Origin of the sequence: Methylocystis heyeri (genome assembly GCF_004802635.2) — a bacterium.
GTDB classification, from domain to species: Bacteria; Pseudomonadota; Alphaproteobacteria; order Rhizobiales; family Beijerinckiaceae; genus Methylocystis; species Methylocystis heyeri.
The window spans coordinates 260163-280597 of record NZ_CP046052.1 but is presented as its reverse complement, the minus strand read 5'-3'; the positions used below and the strand labels follow the sequence as shown (position 1 = coordinate 280597).

Genomic DNA, 20435 nt, shown 5'->3' with positions numbered 1-20435 from the left:
GGCCTCGAATTTTTTCCGGCGCCCTAATCCAAATGATGCTTTCCGACGGCGCGAACCGTGCTCGCCTGTGGCCCCTTCTCGCCGATTTCCTCGACGAACCTCACCTGCGAACCGACCACGAGGCGGTCGAACGCGTCGTCGAGAACGCTGTTGCGGTGAAAATAGACCTCTCGACCATCGGAAGTCTCGATGAAACCGTAATCCTCGCCGGCAAAAAACTTGGATATGCGGCCGTGGTCCTCGACCTCGTGGCTTTTCACGTCGCCGCGCATGTCGCGAACCGTATCCTCGATCTGGCGCTGCGCGGCGCTGAAGGCGTCCTTGATCGCGACGGCGTAATGTTCATGTTCGGGTACGTCCTCGTGCGATCTGGTTACGAAAACGTCCCGGTGCGAGGGCATTGCGATCCGAATGTCGACTTTGTAGATCCCGCCTTTCTGATGCCGCGATTGCGGTGCGATGACGGTCACGTTGCAGCTGGTTATGCGCCCGTGGAATTTTTCCAGGCGCTTGGCCTGCCGTTCGACTTCGGCGCGGATTTCCTCGGAAGGCTCTGAATTCTGGAAGGAAATATCGAGCGGAACCTGCATGGGAACGCCCCCTCTTTTCTCGGGCGCCTGCCGCCCAAGCTCCTTCATTGCACTTTGAGGCCGCGGCGAGAAAATCAAGCGCGCGCGCTGCGGCGTGAAGATTTGTCGCGACGGGAGCCTGGCTGCAAAAGAACCGCTCCCGCCCCGACCGTCTTGCACGCCTGGCTTGGATCGGGCGATCATGGCGCAGCCCGCAAGCCTCACCATTGTACGAGCGTCAACCACAAATGTCGGACAAATACAGCTGCTACGCCGAACTTCTCGCCCGCGAGCGGGAAGGAGCGAGCTTTCGCGTCCGCGTCAAAGATAGATGCTCATCCGTGTCCGTCGTCGCGCCTCACGGCGGCAGGATAGAGCCCGGAACCTCGGAAACCGCGGCCTTGATCGCGGCGGAGGATTTTTCCCTCTATTGCTTCGAGTCTCTGCTACCGGGCGGGCGCCTGCACATCACCTCGGCGCGCTTCGACGAACCGAGAGGGCTGGCGCTCGTCGAGGCGAGCGAAATCGCGATCGCGATCCACGGCCGCGCCGACGCCGGCGACGGACAAACCATCTGGATGGGCGGATTGCGGCTCGATATGCGCGACAGGATCGGCGCCGCTCTGGAGCGAGCGGGATTTCCGGTTTCGGTCGACCATCACATGCAGGGCAGACATCCTGAAAACATCTGCAACAGAGGCCGTCTGCGCGCAGGAATCCAGGTGGAGCTGCCCCGATCGCTCAGAAACCGCTTTCGCGGCGACGCCTTCGCGAGGGACGTTTTCGCGAAGGCGGTGCGCGGCCCGCTTCTGGATTGGGAGCAAAAGCATTCCGAGGCGCTCGCCTATCCGGCGCGCTGAGCTTTCTCCAGCTCCCTCAGGCCAGGGCCAAAGTCGGATAATCGAGATATCCTTTGGCCCCCTTGGCGTAGAAGGTGGCGAGGTCCGGCTCGTTCAACGGCGCGTTGCGGCGGAATCGCTCGACGAGATCGGAATTGGCTATGAACAGCTTGCCGAAGGCCACGGCGTCGGCCTCGCCGGCGGCGAGCGCCTGTTCGGCCGTCTCCCGCGTGAAGCCCTCATTGGCGATGAAAACCCCGCCGAATTCCTTCTTGAGATAGGGGCCGAGGGCGTCGGGCCCGGCGTGTTCGCGGGTGCAGATGAAGGCGATGCGACGCCCGCCGAGTTCGCGCGCGACATATCCGAACAGCGCCTTGGGGTCCGAATCGCCCATGGATTGAGAGTCGCCGCGCGGGGCGAGATGCACGCCCACGCGATCGGCTCCCCACACCTCGATGGCGGCGTCCGTCACTTCGAGCAGCAGGCGTGCGCGGTTCTCGATCGAGCCGCCATATCGGTCGGTCCGCTTGTTGGCGCTGTCCTGAAGGAACTGGTCGAGCAGATAGCCGTTGGCGCCATGAATCTCGACGCCGTCGAAGCCCGCTTTTTTGGCGTTCTCGGCCCCCAGGCGATAAGCGGCTACGACCTCGGGGATTTCGGCGAGATCCAGCGCCCTCGGGACGGGATAAGCTTGCTTCGGCCGCAACAGGCTGACATGGCCCTCCGCGGCGATAGCGCTCGGAGCGACCGGCTGGGCGCCGTTCAGGAAGGTCGGATGCGAGATGCGTCCGACATGCCATAATTGCAGAAAAATGCGCCCGCCCGCCGCGTGGACGGCGCGTGTGATCTCCTTCCACCCCTCGACCTGCGCATCGGACCACACGCCGGGCGTATCCGCGTAGCCCACCCCCATGGGTGTGACCGAGGTCGCTTCCGAGATGATGAGTCCGGCGGAGGCGCGCTGAACGTAATAGTCTCGCATCATCGCATTGGGCGTGCGCTCTTCCACCGCCCGGCAGCGCGTGAGCGGCGCCATGACGATCCTGTTGGGCAGTTCGAGAGCGCCGATTTTCAAGGGCTGAAACAAATTGGACATTTCCAGCAGCCTATTATTGTTGGAGCGGCATTGCGCCGGGGGACAAGTCTTTGGAACGACAACGCCTCTAACCATTCATTCGCCCGGCGGCAAGTCACGGGATAGCAGCCCGGCGCCTGATCAGGGCATATTCGACTTCAGCTCGATTGTCTCGCCGTCGATGATAAACCTGCCGAAGCCCTTGTGGTGCAGGGCTTTCGCGCCCGATTGCGCGGGGTCGAGCCAGGCTTCGACTCCCTCGAGGATGAAAAGGCAATAACGATTTACGAGGCGGGTGTCGATCACGCGGCATTCGATATTTACGAAACACTCGGCGATCAAGGGTGCGGAAACCAGCGCGCCCTTCCGCGGCGTCAGCCCGAAGGCGGAGAATTTATCGACGTCGCGCCCGGAGCAATTGCCGATGGCGACTATTTTCTCGGCCAGCTCGACGGGAGGTATCGCAATGACGCATTCCTTCGTCGCCCGCAGCGCCTTGAAGCTGTGATCGCGATTGCTGACGATGCAGGCGATCAGCGGCGGCTCGAAATCCACCATCATATGCCATGACATGGTCATGACGTTGGATGCGCCCTTATGCGCGGTGGCGAGCAGCACGACCGGTCCCGGCTCCAGAAACTGATAGACCTTCGAAAGCGCCAGTTTTTTCATCGCTGCGCCTAAGGGATTTTCCGCGGTTCGCACAAGGGCCGCGGCAGCTTGATTTTCATTCCGGGGCGAAGCCGCAATGGATCGAGGCCGGGATTGGCCGCCGCAATTTCATTCCAGAACTTCGCCTTGCCATAATAGCGCTTCGCCAAACCGCGCAAACTGTCCCCGGCCGCGACGACAAGTTCGCCGACGGACGCGCATGGAGACGGCGCCTGCCTTGAGGCGGCGACTTGCGCCGATGCCGCCGAGGCGCTCCGCCCGGCCGCGAGGGCGCCGGGCCGCTCCACGACGTCGAATTCGCCCCGCAACATGCCCATCCAGCAACTCCAGGGAACGACGCCGACGGTCTTTGGCGTGAACTCTATCGTCTGCGCGCCTTGCCTAACGTCGAACTCCAACCCCAGCCCGGGCGCGATGATGCGCCGGTTGCAGGTCGTGATCCTTTTTCCGTCGATCACCCATTTGACCGGCACGCCGCGGATGAGCACGAAGCGGTTGGGCGCATAGCCGAATTCGTCCGCCTGCATCCTTATGGTCTGGAAAGCCGGCAGCGGTTCGGCCGCGCCGCTCCCATGAGCCGTCTCGTTTTCCGCAAGCGGCTCGGACTGGCGGCCTGATCCGCTGGTCCCGCCCAACCGTTCTATCGCCGAAGAGAGATCATAGCCCGAAGCCGTGAGGATCAGCCCGCGATTGATCATCACCGCGCCGAGGACCACAACGATAATGCCCGAAGTCCTCAGCAGACGATGCGTAACGGCGCTCGAGATCAGCGTGGCCGCGAAGCCGAAGCCGAGCAACACCGGAAGAGTTCCTAGCGCGAAGGCGAGCAGCATCTTGGCGCCCTCAAACGCGCTGCCTGTGCCGGCGGCCATCACATACATGGCCTGCAAGGGGCCGCAGGCGATCATCAGCCCGTTGAGCAAGCCGATGACGAAGGGACGATGCCGTGACCGTTTCTGCTCGCTGAACACGAAGCGCTGAAGCGGCGCGGGAAGCCCCAGCCGAAAGCGGCGCAACGGCGCAAACAGGCCCAGCATGTTCAAGCCGAAGACGATCAGAAACAATCCTGCGAACAGGCCCGCCATGCCGCGCAGCAAAGGCGTGAAGGCGACGAAAGCGCCGAGAAAGCCGAAGGCCGCGCCGATCGCGACATAGGACAGCGTTTTTCCGGCGCCGTAGAGAATATGGGAAAGATAAGAGTGGCGTCCTTCCGCGGCGTCGTCGGCCGTATAGCTGAGCACGAAGCCGCCGCACATGCCGACACAATGAAAGCCGGTGAGCAGCCCGAGCAAAAAGATGAGGTCGAGGCTGAGATGCCGGGCGACGTCCGGCTCTACTGCTCCGCCGATCCACTGCGTATCGAAAAAGACGATCAGCAGAATCGCGGCGACGCCAGAGGCCGCGGCGAGGAGCCTGTATAAAGGCCCCCGGCGTCTCGCAGGGTCGCCGAGTTCAAAAGTGCGATAGCCGGCCTGCTCGATCGCCTTTCTGATTGCGGCGAGGTCGACGCTCTTGGGGTCGAACGCCACCGAGACGGTTTCGCCGGCATAGTCCGCCTTGACCTCGAGGATCCCCGGCAGCTTGCCGACCGATGTTTCGATAATATGCTCGCAGCCGTGGCAATGCATGCCATGGACATGCAGCATCGCCTCGACCGGGACCATGGCCTCAACTGCCGTCATTCGGCTGACATTGCGCGTCAAGCCCGCTCCGATGCAAGGGAATTCGACAGGGCCGAACGCCGCAGGGGTTCAACGGCGCCCGCAGGAATCTTGCGGCGACGCGTGACAAGGTCACGCCCTCTTTCTGAGGCGCTTTTTGCGGAACGCAAAAGCCTCGCTTCAAGAAGCGCTCGACGGCTCCCAGAAAGTCACGGGGCAAACGAGGCTCGCACCGCCGGTTGCCCGGCGCGATCCGCGACAACGCCGCAGTTGCGGTCCGGTGAACAAAATATCAACCGGGGACGGTCATTGTCTCGAGCGCTCACGGCTATGTAGCGGCCAGCTTGCAGAGGCTTCCATGAATTCCTTGAAATATCTCGTTTTCCTGGGGATTTGGATCGCCGGGGTGATATTTTACGCGAATATGGACAGGGAGGCTATTGGCCGATCCAATGAGAAATACGAACGAGAAATCAACGATCTCTCGGTTCCCCCGACCTTGGGCGCCCGCATCGAAGACCCAAGCTGGTCGATTGCCTATTGGATCAGCGCAGACAAAAAGGACGCAGATTGCGTTACCGCCGACGAATACATGGATCATAATGCCGAAAGTAAAACCGTAACACAGCGCGGCCACACGAAGACGTATTATTTATCTGAATACATAGACTCATGCCGCAATAGGGTGAAGCGAGCGCTTGAACAAGTGACCCCGCCCGTCAGGAAATGGTGCGCATACCGCCACACCAGCCCACGGCTTGAAACACTTTGCCACGAGTGGGAGCAGAACAAGGACATTTACATATCTCGTATGAATAAACTGGACGGACCTACACTCGCAAGATATGCCGCGTTCATCGGGAAATAGCGGGCATCCATGGAGCGGCGGCACAAGCATGCTGCTCATTCCGCGCGCGGAACCCGCTCGAGCCGCCGTTTGAGATGGGCTTGCAAAATCTTGTCTCGGATGTGCGCGAAGCGGGGCCCCGCTTCCCCTGAGCGAGTGGCAGCGCCGCGGTAAATATCGGCGCGCTCATATTGTTCTGCGCTTGCGCCCGGACCCTCCCGGGCGCATTTTCCAATGCGACTCGCTACCTTGGAGGCTACGTGGCTCGACGATCAGGCAGCGCCGATCTGCCGCTCCACAACGGCCGGGTTCCCGCCTGGCTCGGCCAGCGGATGACGCGGCTCGGCGCGGTGATCGCAGAGGCGATCACCCATCACTACGGGCGCGAGGAGTTCCTGCGCCGCCTTGCTCATCCATTCTGGTTCCAGTCCTTCGGCGCCGTCATGGGCATGGACTGGCATTCGTCGGGCGTGACCACGAGCGTGATGGGCGCGCTGAAACGCGGGCTCGCGCCGCTTTCGGGGGAACTCGGCATCCATGTCTGCGGCGGCCGGGGCAAGCATTCGCGTCAGACGCCGCTGGAGCTCGCCGCCCTCGGCGAACGCGTCGGCTTTGATGGAGAGGCGCTGGCGAGGGCCAGCCGGCTGGTCGCCAAGGTCGACAGCGCCGCCGTGCAGGACGGCTTCGATATCTACCTGCACAGCTTCGTCGTCACCGACGACGGCGACTGGGTGGTGGTGCAGCAGGGCATGAACGGCGACTCGGCCCTCGCCCGCCGCTATCACTGGCTCTCGGAAGGCCTGAAGAGTTTCGTCGAGGCGCCCCATGCCGCAATCGACGGCGAGAACCAGGGCAATATCGTCAATCTCACCGACCGCAGGGCGAAAGCCTCGCGGGCGGGCCAGCTCGATCTTCTGCACAATCTCGGCCCGGACGGGATCGTCCGCGAGATGGCCGCGATAAAGGGCGAAGCGGAACCGCCGCCGGCCCAGCCTTTGCTGCCCCATCTCGTCATGCCCGACCATCACGACGTCCGTCCAGGCGACGTGATGCTGCGCAGGCTGCACGGCGCGCTCGCCGCCGCCGCCGAATGCGGGCCGACGGACTTCGCCGATCTGTTGCTGGTTCCGGGCGTCGGCGCCCGCACGGTGCGCTCGCTCGCCAAGGTGGCGGAAGTGGTGCACGGCGCCCCGTGCCGCTTTTCCGATCCGGCGCGCTTCTCGCTGGCTCACGGCGGCAAGGACCGACATCCCTTTCCGGCGCCGCTGAAGGTCTATGACAAGACCATCGAAGTCTTGAAAAGCGCGGTCTCCAGCGCAAAGCTCGGCAATGACGACAGGCTCGAGGCGCTGCGCAGGCTCGATGCGCAGGCGCGGCGGCTGGAAGCTTTCGCGTCCGGCCCTTCCCTGCCCGACTTCATCGCCGAGGAGACCTCGCGCTCCCATGAATATGGCGGAAGAAGCGTGTTCGGCTGGGAGCAGCCGCCCGTTCGAGAACAAGACGGCCGGGAAGCCGACACACAGCGGCAAAATGACCATTGAGCCCGTCCGCTACGTCGAACCGGTCTATCGCCCCCCGAGCGAGGCGGATTCCCTCATCCTGCCCGTGACCGACGGCTGCTCGTGGAACCGCTGCGCCTTTTGCGAAATGTACACCGCCCCGCAAAAGCGCTTCCGTCCTCGCGACGAGCAGGAAGTGCTGGAAAGCATAAGGCTCTGCGGCGAATATTACGGCGAAGGCGTGAAGCGGGTTTTTCTGGCCGACGGCGACGCCATGACGCTGTCGATCCGACGCCTTGCCGCAATATTGGAGGCGATAAAGCGCGAGCTGCCCGGCGTGCGGCGGGTTTCGAGCTATTGCCTGCCCCGCAATCTGCGCAAGAAAACCGCCGCGGAGCTCAAGGAACTCAACGATCTCGGCCTGACGCTGGTCTATGTCGGCGCCGAATCCGGCGACGACGAAACCCTCGCAAGCGTCGAAAAGGGCGAAAGCTTCGCCACCACGCGGGAGGCGCTGGATAAGCTCCGGGAGGCCGGGATCAAGCGCTCGGTGATGATCCTCAACGGCCTCGGCGGAAGAGCGCTGTCACGGCAACATGCGGTCAATTCGGCGGCGCTGATGAACGCCGCGCAGCCGGAGTTTCTGGCGACGCTCGTCGTGAGCTTCCCGCTCGGAGAGCAGCGCTTTCGTGAGAAATTTCCCGGCTGGGAGCCGCTGTCGGTGACGGGCCTGATGCAGGAAATGGAGCTGTTTCTGTCGGAGCTGGAGCTGAAGCGGACCGTATTCCGCAGCGACCACGCCTCCAACTGGCTGGTGCTGAAGGGCACGCTGGGGGCGGACAAGACCCGCCTGCTCCAGCAATTGCGCGCGGCAATAGCAGAACCGGAGGCGGCTCCGCTCCGGCCGGCCTGGGCGCGCGGCCTATAAGCCCTCTACCGCTCCAGATAATGCCGTTCCGAACAGGCCCTCAGGCGTTCCGCCGCCGCCTCGGGCGTGATGTCGCGCTGGGGCGAGGCCAGGAGTTCAAACCCCACCATGAATTTTCTGATCGAGGCCGAGCGCAGCAGCGGCGGATAGAAATGGCCATGAAAATGCCAATGGGGGTAATCCCCGCCGTCGGTCGGACGCTGATGAAACCCCATCGTATAGGGGAACGGCGTTTGAAAGAGATTGTCGTAGCGCACGCAGACCGACTTCAGCATCGCGGCGAGATCGCGCTTCTCCGGCTCCGTGAACTGGTCGATCGCCCCCAGATGGCGCTTTGAAAGCAGCAGCAGCTCGAACGGCCACACCGCCCAGAACGGCGCAACCGCGACGAAGCTGTCGTTTTCGCAGACGATGCGCTCCCTCGCCTGCGTCTCTTTGGCGAGATAATCGCACAGGAGGCAGCGCGAATTGCGCTTCAGATAATCGGCCTGGAAACGATCTTCCCTGGCCGGTTCGTTCGGAACGCTGGCGCTCGCCCAGATCTGGCAATGCGGATGGGGGTTGCTGGCGCCCATCATGGGCCCGCGGTTCTCGAAAATCTGGACGTAATTCACGTCGTCCCGCGCGCCGAGATCGACGAACTCGCGCCGCCACGCCTCGACGACTTCGGCGATGTCCTTTGCGTCCATGCGCGCGAGCCAAAGATCATGGCGGGGAGAAAAGCAGATCACGCGGCAGCGGCCCTGCTCGGTTCTGGCGGTCAGCAGGCCACCGATGTCGATGGCCTCGACGGTGACATGAGGCTGAAGCGCGGCGAAATCATTATCGAAGACGAAAACGCTCTCATAGGCCGGGTTCTGCGCGCCATTGGCGCGGACCGCCCCGGGGCAGAGATAGCAGCCCGGATCATGCGAGGGCGCCGAAGCGCCGGCGGCGGGCTCGATCTGCCCGCTCCAGGGACGCTTGGTGCGGTGGGGCGAGACCAGCACCCAATCGCCGCTCAGGGGATTGAAACGCCGATGGGGGGATTCCTGCAGAAAGCTCATTTCTATGGCGCTTCGATCGAAATTTCGCCGACGCCCGCGGAAGGCGCAGAGCAGAAGATTCTCGGCTCGAGGCCGGTGGCGCTGCGGTAGCCTTCGCCGACGGAACCGATGAAGCGCTCGACCTCGCCGGCGCGGACGAGGCTCACCACGCATCCGCCGAAGCCGCCGCCAGTCATCCTGGCGCCGAAAACGCCCGAAACCGCCTGCGCCAGCCTCACCATCACATCGGCCTCCGGGCAACTGACCTCGTAATCCTCCGCCAATGAGCGATGCGACTGGTTCATGAGCCTGCCGCATTCCTCCATATCCCCCGCTTCCAATGCGGCCGCCGCCTGCAACGTCCGTTCGTTTTCGGTGACGACATGCCGGGCGCGGCGGCGAATTGGTTCTGGAAGCAAAGCCTCATGGCGCTCGAACTGCTGAACCGTGACGTCGCGCAGCGCCGTTACGCCGGGAATGACCGAAGACAGAATTGAGACCGCTTGGCGGCACTCCTCTCGTCTTTCATTATAGGCGCTGGAAGCCAATTGGTGACGGATCGTCGTGTCGCAGATCACCAGCCGGGCGTCGGCGCCGATCGGCGCAGGCCGCGCCTCGAGACGGCGGCAATCGAGCAGCAAGGCGCTGCCCTCCCTGCCGCAACAGGAAATGAATTGATCCATTATGCCGCATTGCAGCCCGACGAAATCATTCTCGGCGCGCTGGCACAACAGGGCGAGCTGCGTCCTGTCGACCGGTGCGCCGGAATTGAGAGACAACGCGAACCCGACCGCGACCTCCAGCGCCGCCGAGGCGGAAAGCCCGGCCCCGAACGGCAAATCGCCGCCGAGCATGATATTCGCGCCCCCGATCCGCTCCAGCTTCTGCAGCTCCGTCACGACGCCGCGAATATAATCGCCCCAGTTCCCGAGCGCGATCGGCGCGGGGTCGTCGAGGTCCAACTCGAGCGTTTCCGCAAAGGCGATGGAATGCACGACGAGCCGTCGATCCGGCCGCGGCGCTATGGCGGCGTAGGTGGCAAGCTCTATCGCCGCCGGCAGCACGAAGCCGTCGTTGTAATCGGTGTGTTCGCCGATCACATTGACGCGGCCGGGCGCCCGGATGATCCTCGGCGCAGCCCCGAAGCGGCGTTGAAACGCCGAAGCAAGCTCGACCGCCATTTTCATTCGGCTTCGTCTTTGCGCATGAAAGCGGCGACGCCGCAGGGATCGAGGGTTTTGCCGCCCAGAAGAAAAACCGCGTCGCCGGCGATTTCCGATATGTCGGCTGGCTCCGACCCATAGTTGAACACATATCGCAGAGGGCCGTTGTCCCGGACCCTTATATCCTGCGGCAAATCGATTATGTCCGCTCCGGCTTGCGCCAGCAACCGCCTCAGCAGCGCATCGAGCAACTCGTCGTTGGGATTCCCCGAAAGATAATAGAAATTATCGCGCCTCGAAAGCGCGACCTCGCCGTCCTCGCAGCAGAGCGCAGCCTCGGCTTCCTCGCCGAGCGCAATAAATTCGCGCCAGCCCGAAAAATGCGCTCCCGGCAGGTCCCGGATCGCAAGGGCGACCCCTGGCCGCAGGCTCTCGACCCGGCGGACCTTTACCCCGAGCAAACTTCCGAAATCTCCGGGCGGAAGCGCGAGGGGGATCTGAAAATCCTTCGTTTTAGACCCCGATCTCGGCCCGAGCAGGACGAGCGCGCCGCTTTGCGCCATCGCCGCCGCGAGTTCGGGACGGGCGGCGAACAAGCCCGGCGCAAGGATCATCTTGCGCCCTTTCATCTCTTCCGGCGCTGGGGGAACGACGTCGATCGAAAGCCCGAGCTTGCGAAGCGCGCGATAGAAGGCGCTCACGAGATCGAAATAGGAGAAGTCCTGTCCCTGCGGCTGAATGCGCCAGGCGAAGGCGCTCTCGTAATCGAATGCCAGCGCTATGGGAGCGCGCGCGCTTTCGGCCCGCGCCTCCATCCGATTCAGCTCCTGCGCGATTTCGCCGGCGACGAAATAAGCTTCGTTGGGCTCGCTGTTGGGCAGGAGCAGGCCCTCATGCATTTGCTCCTGCGCGAAAGGCGCCTGCCGCCAGCGGAAAAAACTGACGACCTCCGCTCCCGCCGCAAAGGCCTCGTAAGTCCAGAGCCGGACCGCGCCAGGGGCGGGAACCGGGTTCCACGCGCCCCAGTTCACGGCGCCGGGCTGCTGCTCCATCACCTGCCAGCGCCCCCGACCGCAGGAGCGATAAAGGTCGTGATGGAAAGCCTGAAAATCCGGATCGCCGAGGCGCATGTAGCGGGTCTTGAATTCGTCGCTGTGGCGGCTGCGTTCGAGAAAACCGAGCGGGTAGCTGTCCCAGGCGGCCATGTCGAGATCTGCCCCCACCGCATAATGGTCGAAGGCGTCGAAGGCCCCCATGAAATTATGAAGAATGGCGCGGCCCGGCGAGTGATTGCGTATGATTTCCACCTGACGGCGGTTGAACGCTACGACCTGATCGGATGAAAAGCGCTTGAAGTCCAGGAGATGCGAGGGATTCGGCTCGGTCACCGTCAGATTGGGAAGCTCGATTTCGTCGAAGCTTCCGAGTTCCATCGACCAGAAGACATTGCCCCATGCGCGGTTGAGGGCTTCCGTGGTTTCGTATTTCGACCTGCACCATTTGCGAAACGCGTCTCGGGCGGCGATCGAGTAGCTCTCGACCGTGTCGTGGCAGCCATATTCATTGTCGGTCTGCCAGCCGACGACGGCGGGATGCTCTCCAAAGGCGCAGGCGAGGGCTTCGACGATCCGATCGCATTCGCGGGCGTAGCCTTCGTGACTGAAACAATAATGCCGCCGCGAACCGAATTTGCGCGGCGCGCCGTCGGCGCCGAGCGGCGCCATATCGGGCATTTTGTCCACCAGCCATTTGGGCGGCGTGGCCGTCGGCGTGCCGAGGACGACCTCGAGCCCCGCGCGATGCAATATTTCCAGGGCGCCGGCGAGCCAATCGAACTGATAAAAGCCTTCCCTCGGCTCCAATCGCGACCAGGCGAATTCTCCGATGCGAACGACGGCGATGCCGATTTCACGCATTCTTCGCGCATCTTCGGCCCAAAACGACCGCGGCCACTGTTCAGGGTAATAGCATACGCCAAGCCTTTGTTTGATCGTCAAGTTTTCGCGCTCCGCCCGGTTGTCGCGACTGGATTCGACACTCCAGGCCGCGAGTCGGCGCGAGTTTCTGACGGCTTCATGACGAGCGTTTAACGAAGTCGCCCTGGGCGTTCCGCGCCTCTTATTTCTGTAAAGCGCCGGCCATAGTCTGCGCTCAAGGGAAATTTCGAGGATCGAACATGCGTTTCGCGTGGTGGAAATCCGGGGTCGTCTATCAGGTCTATCCGCGCTCGTTCCAGGATTCGAGCGGCGACGGCGTGGGCGATCTTCGCGGCCTGCGGCGCCGGCTGGATCACCTCGTCTGGCTCGGCGTCGAGGCGATCTGGATTTCCCCGATCTATCCCTCACCGATGGCGGACTTCGGCTATGACGTCTCGGACTACTGCGGCGTAGACCCGATGTTCGGCTCCCTGGCCGAATTCGACGAACTCGTCCGCGACGCTCACGCGAAGGGCTTGAAGATCATCCTCGATCTCGTGCCGAACCACACCTCGATAGCCCATCCCTGGTTTACGGAAAGCCGGCGCTCCAGGAACAGCCCCAAGCGCGATTGGTATATCTGGCGCGACGCCAAGCCCGACGGCGCGCCGCCCAACAATTGGCTCAGCCATTTCGGCGGCGGGGCCTGGAGCTGGGATGAAAACACCCGCCAATATTACTATCACGCCTATTTGGCCGAGCAGCCCGATCTAAACTGGCGCAATCCGCAGGTTCGCGCCGCGATCCATGACGTGATGCGCTTCTGGCTGCGACGCGGCGTGGACGGCTTTCGCGTCGATGTGATGTGGCATCTGATGAAGGACGCCGCCTTCCGCGATAACCCTCCAAATCCGGATTGGACCCAGGATCGACCCGGGATCGAACGGCTGCTCGCGCTTTATTCGGAGGACCAGCCGGAAGTGCATGAGGTCGTCGCCGAGATGCGCACAGTGGTCGACGCATTCGATGACCGCGTCCTCATCGGAGAAATCTATCTGCCTATCGAACGCCTCGTCGCCTATTACGGCGAAAATCTCCGCGGCGCGCATCTGCCGTTTAATTTCCAGCTTTTGAATACGCCATGGAACGCGCGGGAAATCGCGGATATCGTGGAGCGCTACGAAGAGGCGCTGCGCGAGACGCACGGAGGCTGGCCCAACTGGGTCCTCAGCAATCACGACCGGCCGCGCGTCGCCGCCCGCGTCGGAGACGAGCAGGCCCGCATCGCCGCCATGCTGCTGTTGACGCTGCGCGGCACGCCGACGCTCTATTATGGCGACGAACTCGGTCTCGCGCGCGTCGCGGTTCCGCCGGAGCGGATTCAAGACCCCTGGGCCAAACGCGAACCCGATGCCGGAGTCGGGCGCGATCCGTCCCGCACCCCGATGCAATGGGACGCCTCGCCTCACGCCGGCTTTTCTGCGCATGAACCGTGGCTGCCGCTCACGGAAGATTGGGAAAAGCGCAATGTCGCGCGCATGAAACTGGATGATACCTCCATCCTGCTCCTGGTGCGCAAATTGTTGCATTGCCGGCGCGCGCATTTGGCGCTCTGCGTCGGGGATTGGCGGCTGCTTTCAAAGGACGAAGACGTGCTCGCCTATGAGCGCGCGCAAGACGGCGAACGTTTTTTCATCGCGCTGAATTTTTCGAACCAGCCGCGGACATGGCGACTTCCGGACGACGTCGGAGCCGTCGTCGCGATTTCCACCCATGGCGATCGTGGGGGAGAATGCGCCGGCGGGATGGTCGAGCTGCGCCCCAATGAGGGACTGATTCTGCAAGCCTAAAACCAAGGCGCGGCGCTCTCCTGATGCGCCAAAGTCATATCGTACGAGTTACGACTGATCCATTCGCCGTCATCCGCGAGCTGAAGGCGACGCGATCCAGATCCGCGCCAGTCCCTCTGGGTTGCCGTGGAGCTTACGCTCCTCGCAATGACTGCGCGAAGCCGCTTCAAATCCCTGAGCCGTCGCCGAAGGTTTCGACGCAGGCTTTGGCCTGGGTTATGTTGCTTCCCGGCGGCACGCTATGGGTGAGCCAGACATTGCCGCCTATGGAGGAGCCTCGCCCGATGGTGATCCGCCCCAGAACCGTAGCGCCGGCGTAAATCACCACGTCGTCTTCGACGATCGGGTGTCTCGGCTGTCCCTTGACGAGCGCGCCGGCCCCGTCCTGCTCGAAGCGCTTGGCTCCCAGCGTGACCGCCTGATAAATCCTGACGCCCTTGCCGATGCGGGCGGTTTCGCCGATCACGACGCCGGTTCCGTGATCGATGAAAAAGCTTTCGCCGATCTGCGCGCCCGGATGAATGTCTATGCCGGTCTGCGAATGCGCGATCTCGCTCACGATGCGCGCGAGCATTCGCACGCCCAGCGCGTAAAGCTCATGCGCGAGACGATGCCTGATGACCGCCGCGACGCCGGGATAGCAGAAGACCACTTCGTCTATGCTTCTCGCCGCCGGATCGCCGTCGAAAGCGGCGCGAATGTCGGTGTCGAGCACGGCTCGCAATCGCGGCAAGGAGCGGGCGAAAACGCGGACGACTTCCTCGGCCTTGGCCTGTCGCGCCGCCGCGGTGGCGTGGCCTCCCTCGCCGAACAGGTCGAGCTCCAGCCTCACCTGTTCCTGCAAAGACCTCAGCGCCGCGTCCAGCTTATAGATCAGATAGCCGTCGACGCTCTCCTCGCTCACGTCCGGAGCCCCGAAATGCCGGGGAAAAAGAACGCCGACCAGACTTTCGACGATCTCGAGGATCGCCTCGCGCGAAGGCAAACGCGGCACCACGCCATTGCTGTAGCGCGATCGCTGGGAGCTCCGGCGCAAAGCCCGCAGCGCAGCCACGATCTCCGCGAGAGCGATCCCCTCTTCCTTTAAAGCATGCGGTTCTACATGCCTCGTCATTCATTGTCTCCGCAGCAGATGGGGCGCATCCGGTTCTCAATGATTGGGCTTCGGGACGCGCCGCGCCGCGAGAGAGCAACGCGATCGAAGCCCACGGTCCGCCGATCCCGGCCCGGCGCGTCCCCGACCAAATCACTTGAGTTGATCGACGGCCTTGTCGATGCCGGCTTTCGCGCAGGCTTCGTCTTTTTCGCCGCCGGGCGCGCCGGAGACGCCGACAGCTCCAATCACGGCGTCTCCCAATTTGATCGGCAAGCCGCCCTGAATGGCGATCACACCGGCGAGATGCGCCTGGCCCGAAGTGGGATTGTCCTTCACGCGCTGGGCGAATTCGCCCGACGACACCCGAAAGGTTCGAGCGGTGTAGGCCTTGCGCTGGCTGTTTTCGAGGGTGTGCGGCGAAGAGCCGTCGCCGCGAAGGCCGAGGACGACCTGCCCCTCGCCGCCGACCACGGTCACCGACACGTGATAGCCCTGCTGCACGCAGGCGTCATAGGCGGCCTGGCCGATCGTCAACGCGGCCTGCGCCGACAGGATCTTTATGGACGGCAGTTCAGCCTGGGCGGGCGCCGGGAGCGAGGAAAGCAGGGCGACCGACACGAAAGACGAAAACAACAGCTTGGGCGTCATTGGTTTCAACCTGTTTGCGGTAAGCGTGACGACCAAGGATAGCAGTCCATTTTCCTAGTGTATAGATATATTATTGTAATAGCCCAGAGTCAGAACCAACTGGCCCGACGCCCAGGCTCGCCTAGCCAAGGTTATTCATAAGTATTTATTACATAATGGTATTCTACCAGGATAAATCAGATTGAGGGGCCCACCGCAGAATGCGGCCGCGCTTGACCCAGAGCTGGTTTGCCCCTAGCATATCACTCTTGGATGACGGACTTTATCAAATGGAAACGCCAGATCAACCCACCAGGACCCGGCATCGTCGCAGCCCCGGCGCGCGAGATGCGGATGCGCTCGCGGCGCTCGTATCGGAACGATTGCAGGGGTTGATCGGGCGCGAGAACCGCTCGCTGAAGCGCCTGACCGAATTGACCGGCCTCGACGAGGACGAACTGAGGCGAATCGAATCCGGCTCGGAGGCTCCGACGATCGATCGGCTCTGGCGGATAGCGAACGCTCTCGGCGTTCCGTTCGGCAGCCTCGTCGCCTCGAAGCAGCGGCAGGGCGTGCGCATCGTCAGAAGAAGCGCGCTTCGCTCCATCTCTTCCAGCGAAGGCCGTTTCGTTTCGCGCCCCCTGTTCGCGTTCGACGGCCAACGCCCGGTCGAGTTCTACGAAATAACCATCGGCCCCGGCCATCTCGAGCACGCCGAGGCGCATGCCCCCGGAACCAAGGAAAATGTCATCGTCGCCAAAGGGGCGGTGGAGATCGTCGTGGGCAGGGAACCCGCCGTTCAGCTCGACGAAGGCGACGCCGCTGATTTTCTCGCGGACGTTCCGCACAGCTATCGCAACCTCGGCGTCGTACCCGCGATAATTTATCTCGTGATGTCCTACGAAACGGGCTTCGGCGCCTGCGCCTAGAGCATGTTCCCGAAAAGTGCGAAGCGGTTTTTGGAAAAGAACACGCTCCGTCAATGAGATCTGGAGCCCGTTCGACTGCGTTTGAACCGAACGCGCTCCAACATCGGGCCGAAAGCGCCGAGCCGATTTCAGGAACGCAACAGTCTAGAATTATTGTATAGGTCTACAAGTTTTGTAATATTTAGAGGTCATGATACTTGCAATTCTACCAATTTTATACTTGCGACCGCAACTTGGCCGTTGATATATAGCGGCCGTAAGACGCGTCGCGCCTCTCGACGCGGCGTCCGCAGGTTTCGTCCCATAATCCGGGGCGTTCGCTTGGACCCTTTTTTCCGGGGAAAAGTAATGACCACAGAACCAGAAATACGTCGCACGCTGAGCGAATCGGCGGCGCGGCAACTTGCGAACGCGACCAAGACGCGCCCGCAATGGTCCGGCATCACGCCGCGTTGGCTAGTGTCGTTCCTGCCCTGGGTGCCCGTCGAGGCGGGCATCTACCGCTTGAACCGCGTCAAGGAATCTTCGGCGTTGAGCGACGCCGTGGTGCAATGCAGCCCCGCGCGGGACCGCGACGCCGATCTGCCCGAAACCTTCGTCGACTATGAAGACGCGCCGCGCGAATATTCGATGAATGCGGTGACGACCGTTCTCGACGTTCAGACCCGCGTTTCGGATCTTTACAATCATCCTTACGACCAGATTCAGGAGCAGGTGCGCCTCCTCACCGAAAAGGTGAAGGAGAGGCAGGAAGCCGAACTGATCAACAACGCCGAATATGGCTTCCTGGCCAATGCGGCGCCGTCGATGAGGGTCAAGACCCGGACCGGAGCGCCGACGCCCGACGATCTCGACGAACTGATCTCCAGGGTCTGGAAGGAGCCGGCCTTTTTCCTCGCCCATCCGCGCGCGATCGCGGCGTTCGGACGCGAATGCACCCGTCGCGGCGTGCCGCCGCCGACGGTGACCCTGTTCGGCTCGCCCTTCCTGACCTGGCGCGGCCTGCCTCTCGTGCCGAGCGACAAGCTCTATATCGACGAGAACGGCAAGACCAACATCCTGCTGCTGCGCACCGGCGAAAAGAAACAGGGCGTGATCGGCCTGTTTCAGCCGGGCGTGCCGGGCGAGGTGGCGCCCAGTCTTTCGGTCCGCTTCATGGGCATCAACCGCAAGGCCATCGCGTCCTATCTCATTTCGCTCTACTGCTCGGCGGCGGTGCTGACCCATGACGCTCTCGGCGTCCTGGAAGACGTCGACGTCGGCAAATTCCACAAATACGACGACAAATACGCCTGAACCCAAACCGCGCCGGCGGCGGGAGAATTTGTGGTTCGCCTCGAACCGCGAATTCTCCGGGCTCGACATTGATCGGGTTTTCCTTGCGAAAAGCGGCGTCCGCTTCGCCGGAAATCCCTTCCGAGCATGTTCCCAGAAAGCGCCCTGCGGTTTTTGGAAGAGAACATGCTCCGTCAATAATAGTTGGAGCGCGTTCGACTGCGTTTAAGCTGAATGCGCTCCAGGCGCCGCCGGCCGCTCGTCTTTTGAGGATAGATCAGGATGACATCTGCGCAGTCGATCGCCCCTCCGGCCGGCCTTGCTCCGAGCGATCTTCCCTCGGAACAGCTTTCCGGCCACGATGTAATCGGCGCGCCCGATGCCGACATGATCGCCCGGCTCGCCAACGCCTTCTTCCAGCTTCCGCCCAATCAGACGCCTCCTGCCCCCCCGGCTCCGGGCGTCCCGGTTGCGATTCCCGCGCAGCCCGAAATTCCGGCGCCCTCGGTGGCGACCGCCGCCGCCCCCTACGCTCCGGCGCGCGCGCCCTACGGACCGCCGGATCTGCCGCCCACCTCGATCCCTTCCGTCGTCCCCACGCCCAATCTTTCCGCGCCCGCGGCGCCCATCAATTCCCAGCCGGGATCGCGTCCTCTCGGCATGCCGGACCCGCCGCAGCCCGGCGCCTCCGCCGGCTCCGCGCAAATCGAACCGCCGGTCGGGATCGACTACAGTGCGATCCCGAGGCTGTTCGGCGATTCGCTCGACCTGACGAGAGCGGCCCCGCAAGCTCCGACCAGCGGCGTCGGACGGCCCTCGACCGACGGCCAATCCGGCGATCTCTACTTTCTCGGCGAGCGGTCGCGCATGGGCGCTCCCGGCGACGCGCCGACCCCGCCCGAGGCTATCGGCGCAGCGCCGCACTCTTCGGGCGCGACCCCAGCCGCCGACGCCGCGAGGGCGGAGCCGGAGAGCTTCGCCCTGTCGTCTCCCTCCGAGGCCGACCCTCACCGGATTTCGGACATCGCTTCTTTCGCCGCGCCGCCGGTTTCTCCTCCTCCGTCCGTCATGGGCTACGAACAGGCGGCGTCGCCGGGCGCTGCAGGGCCTGCCGCTCATGACGCGCTGTATTTTGTCGGCCACAGCGGCGGACATTCCGGCGCCGCCGAACCGGTTCCCGCCGAAGCGAAGGGCGCCCCGGCCTATGCGCCCGAACTCGCGCCCGCCGCGGATCAGACGCGCCAGCCTTTCGATCCTTATCGGATCAAGCGCGACTTCCCCATCCTGCAGCAGCAGGTCCATGGCAAGCCATTGATCTGGCTGGACAACGCCGCCACGACGCAGAAGCCTCAGGCCGTCATCGACCGCCTGTCGCATTTCTACGAATATGAGAATTCGAACATCCATCGCGCCGCCCATGCGCTTGCCGCCCGCTCGACCGACGCCTATGAGGCCGCACGCGAAAAAGTTCGCCGTTTCCTGAAGGCTCCATCCGCCAGGGACATCGTCTTCGTGCGCGGCGCCACCGAAGGCATTAATCTGGTCGCCCAGGCCTGGGGCCGCCGCAATGTGCGGGAAGGCGACGAGATCGTCGTCTCCTGGCTCGAGCATCACGCCAATATCGTGCCCTGGCAGATGCTTTGCGCTGAAAAAGGCGCCCGCCTGCGCGTCGCTCCGGTGGACGACCGCGGCCAGCTCATTCTCGAAGAATATGAGAAGCTGCTGAACGAAAAGACCAAAATCGTCGCGATGACGCAGGTCTCCAATGCGCTCGGCACGGTGACGCCGGTCCGCGAAATAACCGCGATGGCCCATCGGCACGGCGCCTGCGTGCTGATCGACGGCGCGCAATCTGTTTCTCACATGCCGGTCGACGTGCAGTCGATCGACTGCGACTTTTTCATCTTTTCCGGCCACAAGGTGTTCGGCCCCACCGGGATCGGCGTCGTCTACGGCAAAGCCCAGGTGCTCGAACACATGCCTCCCTGGCAGGGCGGCGGCAATATGATCGCCGACGTCACTTTCGAGAAGACAGTCTATCAGGGCGCGCCGGAGCGTTTCGAAGCCGGCACCGGCAATATCGCCGACGCGGTAGGACTCGGCGCGGCTCTCGATTACGTCGAAGGCGTCGGCATGGAGGTCATCGCCCGCTACGAGCATGACCTCCTCGTCTACGCCACGGAAAAAATGCGCATGGTGCCGGGCCTGACCTTCATCGGCACGGCGGCCGAAAAAGCCTCGGTGCTGTCCTTCGTGCTCGAAGGGCGCAACACCCAGGATGTCGGCAAGGCGCTCGACCGCGAAGGCATCGCCGTGCGCGCGGGGCACCACTGCGCCCAGCCGATCCTGCGCCGCTTCGGGCTCGAGGCCACCGTGCGCCCCTCCTTGGCGTTCTACAACACTTGCGCGGACGTCGACGCCCTGGTCGCCGCGCTGCTCAAACTGCAGAGAGGCTGAGCAAGCC

The 20435-nt window shown here is 63.1% G+C and carries 17 protein-coding genes; 8 read left to right on the top strand and 9 right to left on the bottom strand.

What is annotated here, in order from left to right; all coding sequences use genetic code 11:
- Nucleotides 1-23: 23 nt before the first annotated feature.
- Nucleotides 24-590 carry an HPF/RaiA family ribosome-associated protein gene (locus tag H2LOC_RS01170; RefSeq protein WP_136494722.1) on the bottom strand — a complete coding sequence of 189 codons (567 nt, stop codon included), beginning with the start codon at nt 588-590 and terminating at the stop codon, nt 24-26.
- Between the two features lie 227 nt (nt 591-817).
- Between H2LOC_RS01170 and H2LOC_RS01165 the strand changes: the two genes are divergently transcribed.
- Nucleotides 818-1429 (top strand): poly-gamma-glutamate hydrolase family protein, encoded by a 612-nt coding sequence (locus H2LOC_RS01165; RefSeq protein WP_136494721.1) that lies wholly within the window; start codon nt 818-820, stop codon nt 1427-1429.
- Nucleotides 1430-1445: 16 nt separating this feature from the next.
- Here H2LOC_RS01165 and H2LOC_RS01160 read toward each other — a convergent pair whose 3' ends face one another.
- The 3 genes from H2LOC_RS01160 to H2LOC_RS01150 form a co-directional block, all read right to left on the bottom strand.
- Nucleotides 1446-2504, bottom strand: coding sequence for an alkene reductase (locus H2LOC_RS01160; protein WP_136494720.1), 1059 nt, complete (start codon nt 2502-2504; stop codon nt 1446-1448).
- A gap of 120 nt (nt 2505-2624) precedes the next feature.
- The gene (locus tag H2LOC_RS01155; RefSeq protein ID WP_136494719.1) at nt 2625-3155 is read right to left on the bottom strand and encodes a flavin reductase family protein; all 531 of its coding nucleotides are present in this window, start codon (nt 3153-3155) and stop codon (nt 2625-2627) included.
- Nucleotides 3156-3163: 8 nt separating this feature from the next.
- The gene (locus H2LOC_RS01150; protein ID WP_246206931.1) at nt 3164-4837 is read right to left on the bottom strand and encodes an urease accessory protein UreH domain-containing protein; all 1674 of its coding nucleotides are present in this window, start codon (nt 4835-4837) and stop codon (nt 3164-3166) included.
- A 337-nt stretch (nt 4838-5174) separates the two neighbouring features.
- Here H2LOC_RS01150 and H2LOC_RS01145 point away from each other — a divergent pair, with 337 nt between their 5' ends.
- From H2LOC_RS01145 to H2LOC_RS01135, 3 genes are all read left to right on the top strand, one after another.
- Nucleotides 5175-5684, top strand: coding sequence for a hypothetical protein (locus H2LOC_RS01145; RefSeq protein ID WP_136494718.1), 510 nt, complete (start codon nt 5175-5177; stop codon nt 5682-5684).
- A gap of 239 nt (nt 5685-5923) precedes the next feature.
- The gene (locus H2LOC_RS01140; protein ID WP_136494717.1) at nt 5924-7204 is read left to right on the top strand and encodes a DUF763 domain-containing protein; all 1281 of its coding nucleotides are present in this window, start codon (nt 5924-5926) and stop codon (nt 7202-7204) included.
- Complete coding sequence (locus H2LOC_RS01135) at nt 7194-8090, top strand: radical SAM protein (protein ID WP_136494716.1); 897 nt, start codon at nt 7194-7196, stop codon at nt 8088-8090. The genes H2LOC_RS01140 and H2LOC_RS01135 overlap by 11 nt, the downstream gene beginning before the upstream one ends.
- Nucleotides 8091-8095: 5 nt before the next feature.
- Here H2LOC_RS01135 and H2LOC_RS01130 read toward each other — a convergent pair whose 3' ends face one another.
- From H2LOC_RS01130 to H2LOC_RS01120, 3 genes are read right to left on the bottom strand one after another with little or no spacing between them, the layout of a single operon-like run.
- Nucleotides 8096-9136, bottom strand: coding sequence for a UDP-glucose--hexose-1-phosphate uridylyltransferase (locus tag H2LOC_RS01130; RefSeq protein WP_136494715.1), 1041 nt, complete (start codon nt 9134-9136; stop codon nt 8096-8098).
- Nucleotides 9137-9138: 2 nt separating this feature from the next.
- Nucleotides 9139-10302 carry a galactokinase gene (galK, locus tag H2LOC_RS01125; protein WP_136494714.1) on the bottom strand — a complete coding sequence of 388 codons (1164 nt, stop codon included), beginning with the start codon at nt 10300-10302 and terminating at the stop codon, nt 9139-9141.
- Nucleotides 10299-12269, bottom strand: a complete 1971-nt coding sequence (locus H2LOC_RS01120; RefSeq protein WP_425487349.1) for a beta-galactosidase — start codon at nt 12267-12269, stop codon at nt 10299-10301. Before H2LOC_RS01120 ends, galK begins: the two co-directional genes overlap by 4 nt.
- A 185-nt stretch (nt 12270-12454) precedes the next feature.
- Here H2LOC_RS01120 and H2LOC_RS01115 point away from each other — a divergent pair, with 185 nt between their 5' ends.
- Complete coding sequence (locus H2LOC_RS01115) at nt 12455-14044, top strand: alpha-amylase family glycosyl hydrolase (RefSeq protein WP_136494712.1); 1590 nt, start codon at nt 12455-12457, stop codon at nt 14042-14044.
- A gap of 166 nt (nt 14045-14210) precedes the next feature.
- Here the strand turns inward: H2LOC_RS01115 and epsC are convergent, their stop codons facing one another.
- Both epsC and H2LOC_RS01105 read right to left on the bottom strand, forming a co-directional pair.
- Nucleotides 14211-15158, bottom strand: coding sequence for a serine O-acetyltransferase EpsC (gene epsC / locus H2LOC_RS01110; RefSeq protein ID WP_136494711.1), 948 nt, complete (start codon nt 15156-15158; stop codon nt 14211-14213).
- 132 nt (nt 15159-15290) lie between these two features.
- Entirely contained in the window at nt 15291-15788 is a 498-nt protein-coding gene (locus tag H2LOC_RS01105) for a GlcG/HbpS family heme-binding protein (protein ID WP_136494710.1), read from the bottom strand.
- 269 nt (nt 15789-16057) lie between these two features.
- Between H2LOC_RS01105 and H2LOC_RS01100 the strand changes: the two genes are divergently transcribed.
- From H2LOC_RS01100 to H2LOC_RS01090, 3 genes are all read left to right on the top strand, one after another.
- Nucleotides 16058-16696: a helix-turn-helix domain-containing protein gene (locus H2LOC_RS01100; protein WP_136494709.1), complete on the top strand. Its 639-nt coding sequence runs from the start codon at nt 16058-16060 to the stop codon at nt 16694-16696.
- Between the two features lie 348 nt (nt 16697-17044).
- Nucleotides 17045-17992: a family 2A encapsulin nanocompartment shell protein gene (locus H2LOC_RS01095; protein WP_136494708.1), complete on the top strand. Its 948-nt coding sequence runs from the start codon at nt 17045-17047 to the stop codon at nt 17990-17992.
- Nucleotides 17993-18253: 261 nt separating this feature from the next.
- Nucleotides 18254-20428 (top strand): family 2A encapsulin nanocompartment cargo protein cysteine desulfurase, encoded by a 2175-nt coding sequence (locus tag H2LOC_RS01090; protein WP_136494707.1) that lies wholly within the window; start codon nt 18254-18256, stop codon nt 20426-20428.
- Nucleotides 20429-20435: the final 7 nt, after the last annotated feature.